We start from the raw sequence: 13,804 nt of genomic DNA on the forward strand, positions 1-13,804 counted from the left end.
TACCGGAGCCTTATCGCGCTGGATCCGTCCATGAATCCTCCCCCGGATCATGGGGCCAGCTTCGCCGTCCCGGGGACGACGGCGCCATAGTCGTTGATGACGGCGTAGGAGACGTGCGTGAGTTCAGAACCCGTGGGCGATGGAACAGGGATGATCAACGATCCACCCGGCATGACCATGCCACCCCCGAGAGGCACGGTCGGCGCGGTCGGTGCATCCGACGGACTCAGTCCGATAGCGTTGAACGACACGACATAAGGCGAAGGATTGGCAACGCGCAGCGACGCGGCGCCGTCGCTACGAACCAGCGACCAGACGAGCTTCGCGGGCGCCTGATCTACCGTCGACGACAGCCGTTCCGGTCGATGGAACAGCTTGAGTCGATGTCGAAAAGCGAATTGGAGAACGTTGGAACCCTCGGCCTTGTCCGCTTTCGGAGGAATCTCGAGGACGTTCAACCAATACAGTTTTTCTTTGTCGACAGGCTTCACATCGCCCACATGAACGATACGCACGGCATGCCCGTGACCCGGGTCGATCCGAAAGACCGGCGGCGTGATGACAAAGGGGCCGCGCGCGGCCTGCGGCGACGAAGCTTCATCGCCGTCGTCGATCCACACCTGCACCAGCGCTGGCTCGTCCCCTTTATTCTGCAGGCGGACAGCGACGTCCCGGTGCGCGGCGGGAAAGACGACACGCGTAGCGCCGATGACGATTGCCGGTTTGGCCGGGCTCGTCATCAAAGCCATGACGACGCCCGCGGTCCATGCCATTTTCTTCAGCATGCTCGTTCCTTTTGCATGAGAGATACGACCGGACAAAGGGACCGGTCGTCGTGATCGCCACACGAGGTTTGGGTCAGTCGTAGACGACCTGAAATCCGACACGAGAATTCGCCGTGCCCTGTGTCGCACCGCCAAGGCTGTAGTAGCGCGCAAGCAATTCGATCGTTGCGCGGTGCCCCTCGATCACCACCGGCCTGGACTCGCCCGTAAACAAGTGAATCGGCGTTCCGTCACCGTTGGCGATTTCGATCTGAACGTTCTTCGCGGCATCGGCGGCGGCATCGATGTTCAATCGACCCGCCGTGCGATCCATCGCGGGGCTCGATGGATCGAAACGGATCTTCGCTTTCAGTCCGTCGGCGCAATCGTCGTTGCCGCCCACGACGATCAGGAAGCCCTTGTCGCCCGCCACGTCACCCGGTGCCGCCAGCTTTGCCACGGAGATGCCGTCGAGCCCAACGGATTTCTTGACGGCCCCGCCACCCGGCGCCTGCCCTTCGACATTGCATGTGGTGGCGACGATACGACCGGTGATCTCGATGGAACCGTCGTTTGCCGCAAGTGCGGCGGACGACGACACGGCGAAAGCCGACGCGAGGAATACCGGAGGGAGAACTTTCATATACATGGCGACGGCCTCTTCAGTGGGAAAGACGCGCACCGGAAAACGTGCAGGACGGCGCGCACACGAAGTCTGGTCGACGACCCCTGAGGCGATCGATACGCAAATTCTGAAATGACGACTACAGACGCCGCGATACATGCAGGCACCCATGACGCGAGCGACGCGCTACGCCGACATCCGTGTCGGCGAGTCCTTCAACCCCCGCCGCATTCAAGCCGCCGAGGCGACGCCGCCGGCAGCCATACGCCGCGTCCCGCGAACGACCAGCGGCAGCCACAGCAGGGTCATGGCGGCCGCGCAGCCAAATACACCGCGAAGGCCAAGGTGACCCAGCGCGAGCCCGCCCACGGCACCGCCGATAAAGGCGCCGAAGAACTGCGAGCTGGAATAGGCCCCCATCGCCGCGCCGCGGAGGGTGGCTGGCGCCAGACGGGAGACGAGACTCGGTAAGGCGGCCTCAAGCAGGTTGAAGGCGCCAAAAAAGAGGGCGGCGGCCGCACCGAGGACGATGACGTGCGTTTCGGCGAGCGCCATGCCCGCCAGCGCCAGCCCGAGCACGCAGACACATCCGACCACGACGTGCGACGCGCGCCGCATATCCTTCATCCGGGGTAGCATCGCGCCCATGCCGAGCGCGGCGATCGTCATCACCGGCAGATACAGCATCCAGTGGTGCGCCACCGGAATACGCATGACGTCGGTAAGAAGAATGGGCAGGCCGACGAATGAGGCGGTCAGCAACGCGTGCAGAAAAAACACCGACCCGTTCAGCACGAGCATGCGACGGTCGAGAAACATCGAGGCCAGCTCGCGCCACGACGCGGCGGCCGGGGCGCCATGATGGGTCGGCGTGGGCACGCGCCACCAGAGCATGGCGATAGCCGCGACCGCAAGCAGGGAGGTGAAACCGAACAGGCCGGGAAGACCCGCCACGGCTTCGAGCGGCGGCCCCAGAATGAGCGCCAGAAGAAACGAAACCCCGATCGATACGCCGATGATGCCCATGACCTTGCTTCGATGGGCCTCGCTCGTCAGATCCGCGGCCAGCGCGGTGCCAGCGCCAGCAACGGCACCCATACCCTGCAACGCACGTCCGGCGACGATGCCGGTCAGAGTGTGGGAAAACGCGGCGACCACTCCGCCCAGGGCGAAGACGAGCAACCCCAGCGTGATGACCGGCTTGCGGCCGATCCGGTCGGACAGCAGTCCCAGGGGAATCTGCAGGCACATCTGGCCGATCCCGTAGACACCCAGGGCCAGGCCGATCAGCCAGGGCGTGGCACCCGGCATCGCTCGCGCGTAGACGGAAAACACGGGAAGGATGAGGAACAGCCCGAACAGACGCAGGCTGATCACCGCTGCCAGGGTCAGCGCGGTGCGCCGTTCCAGGGAACTGAGTTTGCTCACCAAGGGTTTCCGGGCGCGAGGCCGATCGATGTCATCGGAAGCGGATTATACGGACACCGGCCAAATCCACGGCGTAACCACGGGTGAGCCCCTATACTGTGGGCTGTTTTGCCGCACACGACCTGTAGAGATGGACTCCATAGCCGCCCGCCCGACCTCCCTCGACTTCGCTGGCGTCCGTACGCTCGCCGCCGCCGACATGAAAGAAGTCGATTCGCTGATCCGGCACCGGCTCTCGTCGGATGTCGTGCTGATCAATGCGATCGCCGATCACATCATCGCGGGTGGCGGCAAGCGACTTCGTCCGATGCTGCACGTGCTCGCGGCTCGCGCGGCCGGTTATGACGGACAGGATCACGCCAAGCTGGCGGCCATCGTGGAGTTCATCCATACGTCGACACTGCTGCACGACGATGTGGTGGACGAGTCCGACATGCGTCGCGGCCGCAAGACGGCCAACGCACTGTGGGGCAACGCGGCCAGCGTACTGGTGGGCGATTTTCTCTACTCCCGCTCTTTTCAGCTGATGGTCGAGCTCGACGATATGCGGATCATGCGCATCCTCGCCGACACGACCAACACGATTGCCGAAGGCGAAGTGCTGCAACTGCTCAACATCGGCAATGCGGACGTGGATGAAGCCGCCTATCTCGCCGTGATCGAGCGCAAGACGGCCGTTCTTTTCGCCGCGGCGACCGAACTGGGTGGCGTGCTGGGCGGGTTGCCAGATACGCAAGTCGCGGCGCTCCGTCGCTACGGTATGGAGCTGGGTTATGCCTTCCAGATCGCCGATGACCTGCTCGACTACGTGTCCGATGCGGAGACGCTGGGTAAAAACATCGGCGACGATCTTGCCGAAGGCAAGCCCACCCTCCCGCTGATCTACGCGATGCAGGTGGCCGACGAAGACCAGCTGAAATCCCTGCGGCATGTCATCGAGCATGGCGGCCTGGATTCGCTCGACCTGATCATCGCGGCGATTCGCGACTCCGGAGCGATCGAGCGCACGCATGAGAAAGCCGTGGGGCACGCGACGGCAGCACGCGACGCGCTGTCGGCACTTCCCGCTTCGCCGTACCGTGACGCCCTCGCGGCGCTCGCCGATTACTCGGTCGAACGCCGCTTCTGAGGCGTTACTTCTTCGCCGCGAACGACTCGCTGAGCCACGCCCGCATGGCGGCGTAGGCGCGCTTGGCCACCTTGTCGTCATACCGGCAATTGCCGGTCGGCGTGGTGGCTTCCTTCTCGGTGAAGCAGTGCACGGCGCCACCGAAATCCGTGGAGGCCCAGTCGACCTTGCCATCGCGCATTTCGGCCTCGAACGCCGCGCGCTGCTCCGGAGGCACGTTGGCGTCATCCGCGCCATTGAGAGCCAGCACGTGAGCATGGATCTGCGCGCCGAGCTTCGGATCGTCCGTGGACAGCAGGCCGTGGAAGCTCACGACAGCGGCGACATCGGCGCCCGTGCGAGCCAGGTCGAGCACGGCCGATCCACCGAAACAGAAGCCGATGGCGGCCAGCCGTGACGGATCGATGGGCGCGTTCTTCTCCTGCGCCTTCAGTTCGTCCAGTGCGCGCACCACGCGCTGCCGCATGATCTTGCGATCGGCGTAAAGCGGCTTCACCGCCGCGCCGGCTTCCGCTTCGGACCTTGGACGCGTGTCGCCACCGTACATGTCGGTGAGCAGGATGACGTAGTCCTTACCGGCGATGTCCTTGGCCTTGGCCACCGCCATATCGTTGACGCCATACCAGTTCGGCACCATGACCAGGCCCGGCCGTCTGGCGGTCACCGCATCGTCGTAGACCAGAAAGCTTTTATAGGTCACACCCTGGTCGGTCCACTGGACCGGTTTTGCCACCATCGCCGCGGAGGCGGCTCCCACGTGACCAAGGATCAGCAAGGACAAGGCAAGCAGTGAACGGCGCATCGGCGTGACTCCCTGGAAAGTGCCCAAGGATAGGCCTCGCGACGGGCGCGCCGCCAGACCGGTCAAAGTCCCGCGGCGTGCCTGGCGAGTTTACGTTTGAGCGGCACCAGTCCGTTCACGAGCCGGACGCCCAGGCCGCGCGCCGCGACCAGCGGCCCCGCCTGCCACGCATAGATACGCCCGAGCGCGTCGAACGACCACGCGTCCAGCCCGTCGGCGCTGTTGCGTCGTCTTGCGTAGCGGCGAAGCACATGCGGAGCCGCGATATCGCGGCCCGCGTCCCGTGCGGCGACCAGCGTGTCGCGCAACTCGGCCACATCGCGCAAGCCCAGGTTCACGCCCTGCCCGGCCAGGGGATGAACCGCATGGGCCGCATCGCCCAGCAACACCAGCCGCCCGGACGCGTAACGATCGGCCAGCTTCAGCCGCAAGGGAAATGCGGCGCGACGGCTGACGGAAAGCACGGGTCCGAGACGGAAGTCGCTGGCCACGCCGAGCGCATCCCGGAAAGCGTCGTCGTCCAGCGCCATGATGCGCGCGGCTTCCGGTTCGGGCAGGGTCCATACGATCGAACAGCGGCCATCGGCCAGCGGCAGGAACGCCAACGGCCCGGACGGGAGGAAACGCTGCCAGGCCGTACTTTCGTGCGGGCGCGCGGTCTGGGCATGCGCCACGACGCCGCGCTGCGCGTAGTCGCGACCATGCGTACCGATGCCAACCATGGCACGCAACGGGGAATCCGCACCGTCGGCGGCCACGACGATGCGCGCCGAGATGAACTGACCGTCGGCGAGTTCCAGCTGGGCGCGATCGTCGCGTTCGCCATAACCCACGACCTGCGCGGGAACGATGCGACGAACACCCGCGTCGTCCAGCGCATCCCAGAGCATGGCTTGCACGAGATTGTTTTCGACGATGTAACCGAGTACATCGCGACCTTCGTCGGCGGCGTCGAAATCCACCGTGGCACCGTTCTCTGCGTCCCAGACCAGCATGCGCTCGTAGCCGCAGGCGCGTGCGTCGCGGATGGCGCCCCACACCCCGAGGCGGTCCAGCAGGACGACCGAAGACGGCGCAAGACCGACAACGCGCAGGTCGACTTCGTCCGATGCGTCCCAGGCGGCGGGCTCCCGTGCGTCGACGAGGGCCACCGAGAAGCCCGCCTTCGCCAGACTCAATGCGGCGGCGGCACCCACCATGCCGCCACCGACCACGGCGACGTCCAGCGGACCGCCGCGACGACGGGAGGAGGTTGCGCTCCAGTTATCGCTCACGGCGTTTTCTCCCGGACCGCGAACGGCGCGTTGGCGCGAAAACCCATGCCTCGGCGGCTGAGGGCGTGGCGGAGGGGCGGCACGCGGTCGAGCGCCAGCATCGCCAGTGAGCGCAACGGGCCGAGAAACGGCTGGTCGAGGCACGCGAGGCGGACGAGGCCGTGGCTCATCGCCATCGTTCCCTCACGGTCGGTGGCGCGCCGCGCGGCGTATTCGGCGAGCAGCGACGGAGCGCCAGGATCGGTAGCGCCCATTGCGAGCTCGGCAAGCGTCAGCGCATCGCGTAAACCAAGGTTGAAGCCCTGCGCGCCGATCGGATGCACCGTCTGGGCCGCATTGCCCACCAGCACGGCGCGGTTCGAGGTGAGCGCTTCGGCCGCGACGCGGCGAATCGGATACGGCGAACGTTTACCCGGTCGGGTCAACCGGCCAAGCCGCCAGCCGAAGCGCTCCTGCGCCAGGGCTGCAAACGCCTGATCGTCCATGGCGGCCACTTCGTCGACCCGGTCCGCGGCAACGGTCAGCACGACGCCGACCCGGCGGTCCGTCAGCGGCAGCACCGCGACGGGACCATCGTTGGTAAAGCGCTCGAAGGCGCGGCCACGCGGATCGCGCTCCGGCGTCATGGTGGTCACGAAGAGCGCCTGCGCGTAATCGTGCTCGCGGGTTCCGATGCCGAGCTGGCGCCGGACTCCCGAGTGCGTGCCGTCGGCGCCGACCAGCAGCGACGTGTGCAGCGATCGCATGCCAGCGTCAGTGACCACGTCGACCGTCCAGCCCCGGTCATCCGCGTGGATGCCCTCGACCCGCGCGGGCGCCAGGCGGGTAAGGTGCTGGCATCGATCGAGGCGACGCAGGAGCGCCGCGCCCAGTTCACGGGCCGGAAGCGTCCAGCCCAGCACGTCCACGCCTTCCTCGGACGCGTTCATGCGGACACTGCCGAAGTCGCCGGCGCGGCTCGTATGAATATGCGTGATGGGGGTGGCCCGGTCCTCGGCAAAATCCCACACGCCGATCGCCCGGAGCCCGTTGACGGTGGCTCTGGCCAGGGCAAGATTGCGCTCGTCGTAACTCGGCTGCTGCCCGACCGTCGGTGCGGCCGCCTCGATGAGGACGGCGGGCAGCCCGGCGGCATCAAGGGCAATGGCAAGACTGGCGCCGACCAGGCCGCCGCCGACGATCACGATAGGTTCGGGAGAGGGACTCATGGGCGGAATCATAACGCCGCCACGTGAATGCGCCGCCGTTGCGGCCGCCTGCCACAGTGACGACGGCCCTCGCTAGAATGCCCGGATGGGCAATCGACTTTCCAAGATCTACACCCGCACCGGCGACGACGGCAGCACCGGCCTCGGCGATGGCAGCCGTACCGGCAAGGACTCACTGCGGGTAGCCGCCTACGGCACCGTGGACGAACTCAACAGCGCACTGGGCGTCACGCTGGCATCCGAGGGCGTCGATGATGACGTTCGCGAGGCGCTGATCCAGATCCAGCACGAGCTCTTCGATCTGGGCGGTGAGCTGTGCATTCCCGGTATGGCCATGATCCAGGCCACGGACATCGACCGGCTCGAGGCCGTGCTGGACGGCTTCAACGCCGACCTACCGGCGCTGAAGGACTTCATCCTGCCCGGCGGAGGGATGGCGGCGGCGACCTGCCACGTGGCCCGGACCGTCTGCCGGCGTGCCGAGCGCGAGGTGGTCGCCCTCGCCCGCGAAGAAGCCATCCGCCCCGAGGCACAGCGCTACCTGAACCGCCTGTCCGACCTGCTCTTCGTGCTGGCACGTGTCCTGGCGAGGCGCAGCGGGCACGGCGAGGTACTCTGGCAGCACGAACGCCGCCCGCGCGGCTGAGTCCGCGGTGTAAGCTCGCGGTGCCGGTGCGGCGATTCACGTCGCGCCTCCCGAGGGGTTCATGCTCATGGGTGACGTGCCATCGTGCCGCGGGGTTGGGGATTCTGCTAAGTTGGCGGCCTTTCGCAAACCGGATAAGACCGAGCCCGTGACGTCACGCATGAGCATCCTGCCTAAACGCCGCCTGCTGGCGACCGCTGTCGCCCTGATCGTCTCGGCCCCCGCCTGGCAAGCGCAGGCGCAGAGTGCGCCGGTCCAGGGTGAAACCCGGGCCGTCGTCGCGCCGGTCACCACGGCCGCTACCGCCGCGCCCGTCCCGGCGGAAACCTGTCCCCTCGGCTCCTTCATCTGCCCGCCGCGCCCCATCAGCTACGCGCTGTGTCGGCCGAACGCGATGCTCGATTTCTACGAGCCCGGCATAACGAAGGACAGCTCGCTGCGCGACACCGCCGTGACCGACGTCCACTCGGGCATCGACGACGGCAACACCAGCGGCGTCAAGGTCGAGAGCCCGGAACCGGACCAGTACCACATGACCGGCGGCGTGCGCCTCGAGCGCGCCGATCAGGTGCTGCGCGCCAACGACGTCACGTACAACGCCGACTCGACGGCCTACGATGCCAAGGGCAACGTGAAGTACCAGGAGGCTGGCATGCTGGTCTCCGCCGACCGCATGACGGGCACCACCACGCCGAACGACGGCGACGCGTACAACGTCCGTTACCAGCTGCTGCAGTCGCGCGGCAACGGCGTGGCCGATCACGCAAAGATTCTCGACCCGCAGCACGGCCGCTTCCACATGGCGTCCTATTCCACCTGCGACGTGGGCGCCCGCATGTGGGAGTTCCGCGCCAAGACGATCAATCTCAACAAGGAAACCGGCGTCGGCGAGGCACGCAGCGCGACCATGCGCTTCAAGAACGTGCCGTTCATGTACCTGCCGTACTTCACCTTCCCGCTGGACGACCGCCGCAAGAGCGGCTTCCTTTACCCGACGTTCGGTTCGTCGAGCCGCTCGGGCCTGTTCCTGAACACGCCCTACTACTGGAACATCGCACCGAACTACGATGCGACGATCACGCCGGGCTACTACAGCGACCGCGGCTTCATGCTGGGCACCGAGTTCCGCTATCTGCTCCCGCGCTCGAACGGCACGTTCGACATCCAGTACATGGCCCACGACAAGGGTCCGGATCAGGACGAGAGCGGCACCAGCGACCGCGACGGTTCGAAGCAGCGCTACCTCGTCAAGATCGTGAACTCGACCAATCTGGGCGACGGGTTCAATCTCGGCGTCAACATCAACCGTGCGTCGGACAACCAGTATTTCCGCGATTTCAGCAATGACCTGTACCAGTCCGCGGTCGGCATCCTGAGTTCGAGCGCCTATGTATCCAAGGGCGGCAAATACTGGAGCGCGTCCATCGGCGCGGACGACTACCAGAACGTGGACGCCGGGCTGCCCAACTACGTGGTGCCCTATCGCCGCTGGCCGCGCGCGACGTTCAATATGCAGGCGCCGATCAACAACTGGCTCGACGCGGGCGTCGACACGGAAGCGGTGGCGTTCCGGAAGCCCGACCGCTCGCCCTTCGACCCGAACAATGCCGCTCAGCTCGGTCAGGTCGACGGCAATCGCCTGGATCTCGCACCTTACCTGGCGGCCGATTTCTCGGGCGCATCCTGGTTCGTCCGCCCCCGCGTGGAATATCGCTATACCGACTACCGCCTGGATTCCGACTACTCGTACTACCACTACGCGAAGCAGGACCCGTCGCGTTCGGTGCCGATTTCCAGCGTCGACGCCGGCCTGATCTTCGACCGCCAGACGAATCTGTTCGGCAGCAGCTACACCCAGACGCTCGAGCCGCGCCTTTACTATCTGTACGTGCCGTACCGGAACCAGAACAACCTGCCGACCTTCGACACGAACGCCATGTCGTTCGACTTCTGGCAGCTCTTCAGCACAAACCGGTTCTCGGGCGCCGACCGCCAGATGGATGCGAACAACCTGACCGCGGCGCTCACGACGCGCCTGCTGGACGACACAGGCGTCGAGCGCCTGTCGGCCAGCATCGGCCAGATCAAGTACTTCAATGGTCAGAAAGTGCAGATGCCGAACGTCGCTCCGACCGACTTCAGTCGTTCGGATTACGTCGCCCAGCTCGCCATCCAGTTCAATGACAAGTGGCGTCTGAACAGCTCGTACCAGTGGAACCCGAACAAGCAGCAGAGCACATACGTCAACGACCAGAACGCCTTCTACGCCTCGGGCCGGAACACCGATCTGGCGACCGTAGGAATCCAGCGCCGCATCGGCGGCGACGGTATCGTCAACTTCTCGTACCGCTACCGCCGTGGCGTGATGGAACAATTCGACACATCCGCGGTCTTTCCTGTGTCCGAACGTTGGCGGGCCCTGGCCCGCTGGGTCTTCGCCCGCCGCGACGTCCTGCCGGTCACGCTGGATAACGGTGCAAGCTTCACCACGTTCACGTATTCCCACCGCACCCTCGAAGCCGCGGTGGGCGTCGAGTACGACAGCTGCTGTGTCGCCTTCCGCGTGCTCGGCCGCCACTACGTACACGACTACCTCCGTGAGACGGACAACGCGGTCATGTTTGAGGTGGAATTCAAGGGCTTGGGCTCGCTCAACCCGCAATCGGGCGCCTACCTGCGCCGTGCTATCCTTGGCTATCAATAAGTGGGGCAAGCGCCCCGGGCTCCCTATTCGATGAAGCAGATCCTTTCGTACTCCCTGCTCGCTGCCTCCCTTCTGGCGGCGATGCCCTCGGCCCATGCCCAGTTGATGCCGTCGGCCCAGCCGACCGTCGCGGGCGCGACCGCCGGCAACGGTTCCCTCGACCGCATCGTCGCGGTTGTGGAGGAAGACGTCATCCTGCAGAGCGAGCTGGACGAGGCGATCAACGCCATCGTCCGCCAGTACGCCTCGAATCCGGGCCAGTTGCCGCCGAAGGACGTCCTCGCCCGCCAGGTGCTCGACCGCCTCGTGCTGATGAAGCTCCAGGTCCAGCGCGCCAACGACCAGAACATCCATGTGTCCGACCAGGACATCGATCAGGCCGCCGGCAACGTCGCCCAGCAGAACAAGATGAGCCTCGACCAGCTGCGTGGCGCGGTGGAGCAGGACGGCTACAGCTATGCGGCGTTCCGCCAGCAGTTGTCCGACCAGATCATCGCCCAGAAGCTCCACGAAAGCGTCGTTCGCGACCAGGTCACGGTGACCGACGCCGAGGTCAACAACCTCCTGGCGAGCCCGAGCTACAAGGCGGGTGAAGTCCACCTCGCCCACATCGCGATCAGCACGCCGGCCAACGGCGGCGCCAGCGATATCGCCGCGGCGCAGGCGAAGGCCGACGAGGCCATGAAGGCGATCAAGGGCGGCATGGACTTCAACGCCGCCGCCATCCGCTTCTCCGACGCCCCCGATGCACTCGACGGCGGCGACCTCGGCTGGCGCCGGCTCGACGAAGTGCCGCCGGCTTTCGCCGATGCGGTCGGCGGCCTCAAGCCGGGTGAGACCACCGGCGCACTTCGCGGCCCCACCGGCTTCCACATCCTGAAGCTGGTCGACACGCGCGCCCCGGGCCGACAGATCGTCACCGAGTACCACGCCCGCCAGATCCTCATCAAGCCCTCCGAAATCGTGACCCCGGAGCAGGCGGAGAAAAAGGCGCAGGACCTCTACACCCGCATCGTCGACAAGAAAGAAGACTTCTCCAAGCTCGCCAAGGATGAGTCCAAGGACAACACCACGGCGAACAACGGCGGCGACATGGGCTGGTTCGCCAAGGACGCCTGGGGCCAGGCCATCGCCACCCAGATCGAACAGCTGAAGGACAACGAGGTCTCGCACCCCATCCAGACCGATGCAGGCTGGATCGTCCTGCAGCGCCTGGGCACCCGCCAGAGCGATCTCACCGATCAGCTGCAGCGTGATCAGGCCCGCCAGGCCATCGGCAACCGCAAGGCCGACGAGGCCTACGAGAACTACCTGCGCGAGCTGCGCTCCACGTCGTTCGTCGACATCCGCGTCCCCGAACTGAAGGACCCGGACGACAAGCAGGCGTCGGCCTCCACGCCGTAAGCCCGTCATGACCGCGACCACCCTGCCAAGGCTCGCCGTGACCGCCGGTGAGCCTGCCGGGGTGGGACCGGAACTGGTCGCCCGCCTGGCGGCCAGCGACTTTCCGGCGGACCTGGTCGCGATCACCGATCGCGCCCTCCTCGCTCGCTCCGCCGCGGTGACGGGTGTCGCCCTCCAGATCATCGACGATGATGGCCACCGCATCGCCACCCGGACACCGGGCAGCATCCGGGTGCGTCACGTCCCGCTGGGCGCGCCGGAAGCCTGGGGCCACCCCGATCCACGCAACGCGCGGCATGTTCTCGACATGCTCGCCCTCGCGGCCGATGGCTGCGTCAGCGGCGAATTCGACGCCGTGGTGACCGGCCCGGTGCAGAAATCCAGCATCAACGAGGGCGGCGTGCCTTTCAGCGGCCACACCGAGTTCTTCGCCGAGCGTGCGGCTGCCGATGTGGTCATGATGCTCGCAAGCCCCGAGCTTCGCGTCACTCTGGCCACGACCCATCTCCCCCTCTCCGCCGTGCCTTCCGCTGTCACACCCGAGCTCCTGGAGCGCACGCTGCGCATCGTCGCACGTTCGCTGCTCCGGGATTTCGGGATCGCCCGACCCCGCATCGCCGTGCTGGGCCTCAATCCGCACGCGGGCGAAGGCGGTCATATGGGGCGCGAAGAGCTGGACACGATCATTCCCCTGCTCGATCGCCTGCGCGACGAAGGCATGGAGCTCCTGGGCCCCCTGCCGGCCGATACCGCCTTCGTCCCAGCCATGCGTCACCGCTACGATGCCGTACTGGCGATGTATCACGATCAGGCATTGCCGGTACTCAAGAGCGAGGCGTTCGATCGCACGGTGAACGTCACGCTCGGCCTGCCCTACATCCGCACATCGGTCGACCACGGCACCGCGCTGGATCTCGCCGGCACCGGCCGCGCGGATCCCGCAAGCCTGTTCGCCGCGGCCCGTCTCGCCATCGATCTCGCCCGCCACCGGGTCACACCATGAACGCACGCCCCAAAAAGAGCTTCGGACAGCACTTCCTGCACGACAAGCGCTACATCGACCGGATCGTCTCTTCCATCGCGCCGAAGGACGGCGACACGGTCGTCGAGATCGGCCCTGGCGAAGGTGCGATGACCCTGCCGCTGCTCGCCGTGGCCAGGCGAATGACGGCCATCGAGCTCGACACCGATCTCATTCCCGGCTTGCAGGCGCGGGCCGACGCCATCGGCGAGCTGCGCATCGTGCACTCCGACGTGCTGAAGGTGGATTTCACCACGCTTGCCGCCGAACTGGGCGCCGAGCGGCTGCGCATCGCCGGTAATCTGCCTTACTACATTTCCAGCCCGATCCTCTTTCACTGCGTCGAGCATGCGTCCGCGATCCAGGACATGCACTTCATGCTGCAGAAGGAAGTTGTCGACCGCATGGCCGCCGAGCCCGGCAGCAAGGTGTACGGGCGGCTCAGCGTCATGCTGCAGCTGGCTTGCAAGGTGACGCCGCTGTTCACCGTTCCACCGGGCGCGTTCCGCCCGCCACCGAAGGTCGATTCGGCTGTTGTTCGCCTCGTGCCGCTACCTCCCGAGCAGTTGCCCAAGGGCGATCCGGCCAGAATTCACGCCGTGGTGAAGGCGGCCTTCGCCATGCGCCGCAAGACGTTGTCGAACACGCTCAAGGGGCTGGTGGATGCGTCAACGATGCGTGAACTCGGGATCGACCCGCAGGCGCGCGCCGAGACGCTGGCGCCCGGAGACTTCGTGAAGCTCGCAAACGCGGACTAACCGCGTTCAGGGCATACTTGCCCACCCCCTCCGCGTGCTCG

General features: G+C 66.1%; 12 protein-coding genes. 6 read left to right on the plus strand and 6 right to left on the minus strand.

The features are described from left to right. Nucleotides 1-47: 47 nt before the first annotated feature. The 3 genes from FA87_RS15415 to FA87_RS15425 all read right to left on the minus strand — a co-directional run bounded on the left by FA87_RS15415 (nucleotide 48) and on the right by FA87_RS15425 (nucleotide 2,817). The gene (locus tag FA87_RS15415; RefSeq protein ID WP_156128564.1) at nucleotides 48-887 is read right to left on the minus strand and encodes a fimbria/pilus periplasmic chaperone; all 840 of its coding nucleotides are present in this window, start codon (nucleotides 885-887) and stop codon (nucleotides 48-50) included. Further along, nucleotides 859-1,413, minus strand: coding sequence for a fimbrial protein (locus tag FA87_RS15420; protein ID WP_043695740.1), 555 nt, complete (start codon nucleotides 1,411-1,413; stop codon nucleotides 859-861). Before FA87_RS15420 ends, FA87_RS15415 begins: the two co-directional genes overlap by 29 nt. Before the next feature lie 207 nt (nucleotides 1,414-1,620). Then, nucleotides 1,621-2,817 (minus strand): MFS transporter, encoded by a 1,197-nt coding sequence (locus FA87_RS15425; protein WP_043695743.1) that lies wholly within the window; start codon nucleotides 2,815-2,817, stop codon nucleotides 1,621-1,623. Between the two features lie 130 nt (nucleotides 2,818-2,947). Here FA87_RS15425 and FA87_RS15430 point away from each other — a divergent pair, with 130 nt between their 5' ends. Beyond that, nucleotides 2,948-3,946, plus strand: coding sequence for a polyprenyl synthetase family protein (locus tag FA87_RS15430; protein ID WP_036110505.1), 999 nt, complete (start codon nucleotides 2,948-2,950; stop codon nucleotides 3,944-3,946). A 4-nt stretch (nucleotides 3,947-3,950) separates the two neighbouring features. Here FA87_RS15430 and FA87_RS15435 read toward each other — a convergent pair whose 3' ends face one another. The 3 genes from FA87_RS15435 to ubiH all read right to left on the minus strand — a co-directional run bounded on the left by FA87_RS15435 (nucleotide 3,951) and on the right by ubiH (nucleotide 7,206). Then, nucleotides 3,951-4,748 carry a dienelactone hydrolase family protein gene (locus FA87_RS15435; protein WP_043695746.1) on the minus strand — a complete coding sequence of 266 codons (798 nt, stop codon included), beginning with the start codon at nucleotides 4,746-4,748 and terminating at the stop codon, nucleotides 3,951-3,953. Nucleotides 4,749-4,810: 62 nt separating this feature from the next. Further along, nucleotides 4,811-6,022 (minus strand): UbiH/UbiF/VisC/COQ6 family ubiquinone biosynthesis hydroxylase, encoded by a 1,212-nt coding sequence (locus FA87_RS15440; protein WP_043695748.1) that lies wholly within the window; start codon nucleotides 6,020-6,022, stop codon nucleotides 4,811-4,813. Beyond that, nucleotides 6,019-7,206, minus strand: a complete 1,188-nt coding sequence (gene ubiH, locus FA87_RS15445; RefSeq protein ID WP_342633159.1) for a 2-octaprenyl-6-methoxyphenyl hydroxylase — start codon at nucleotides 7,204-7,206, stop codon at nucleotides 6,019-6,021. Before ubiH ends, FA87_RS15440 begins: the two co-directional genes overlap by 4 nt. A 109-nt stretch (nucleotides 7,207-7,315) precedes the next feature. Here ubiH and FA87_RS15450 point away from each other — a divergent pair, with 109 nt between their 5' ends. From FA87_RS15450 to rsmA, 5 genes are all read left to right on the plus strand, one after another. Continuing rightward, nucleotides 7,316-7,876, plus strand: a complete 561-nt coding sequence (locus FA87_RS15450) for a cob(I)yrinic acid a,c-diamide adenosyltransferase (protein ID WP_043695756.1) — start codon at nucleotides 7,316-7,318, stop codon at nucleotides 7,874-7,876. 160 nt (nucleotides 7,877-8,036) lie between these two features. Beyond that, a complete protein-coding gene (gene lptD / locus FA87_RS15455; RefSeq protein WP_081996609.1) occupies nucleotides 8,037-10,580 on the plus strand; it encodes an LPS assembly protein LptD in 2,544 nt (847 codons plus the stop codon). Between the two features lie 30 nt (nucleotides 10,581-10,610). Next, complete coding sequence (locus FA87_RS15460; protein ID WP_036110498.1) at nucleotides 10,611-11,984, plus strand: peptidylprolyl isomerase; 1,374 nt, start codon at nucleotides 10,611-10,613, stop codon at nucleotides 11,982-11,984. Nucleotides 11,985-11,991: 7 nt separating this feature from the next. Continuing rightward, complete coding sequence (gene pdxA / locus FA87_RS15465; RefSeq protein ID WP_043695759.1) at nucleotides 11,992-12,987, plus strand: 4-hydroxythreonine-4-phosphate dehydrogenase PdxA; 996 nt, start codon at nucleotides 11,992-11,994, stop codon at nucleotides 12,985-12,987. Further along, nucleotides 12,984-13,763 carry a 16S rRNA (adenine(1518)-N(6)/adenine(1519)-N(6))-dimethyltransferase RsmA gene (rsmA, locus tag FA87_RS15470; RefSeq protein WP_036110494.1) on the plus strand — a complete coding sequence of 260 codons (780 nt, stop codon included), beginning with the start codon at nucleotides 12,984-12,986 and terminating at the stop codon, nucleotides 13,761-13,763. Before pdxA ends, rsmA begins: the two co-directional genes overlap by 4 nt. Nucleotides 13,764-13,804: the final 41 nt, after the last annotated feature.

This window comes from Luteibacter sp. 9133 (genome assembly GCF_000800155.1).
GTDB classification, from domain to species: Bacteria; Pseudomonadota; Gammaproteobacteria; order Xanthomonadales; family Rhodanobacteraceae; genus Luteibacter; species Luteibacter mycovicinus.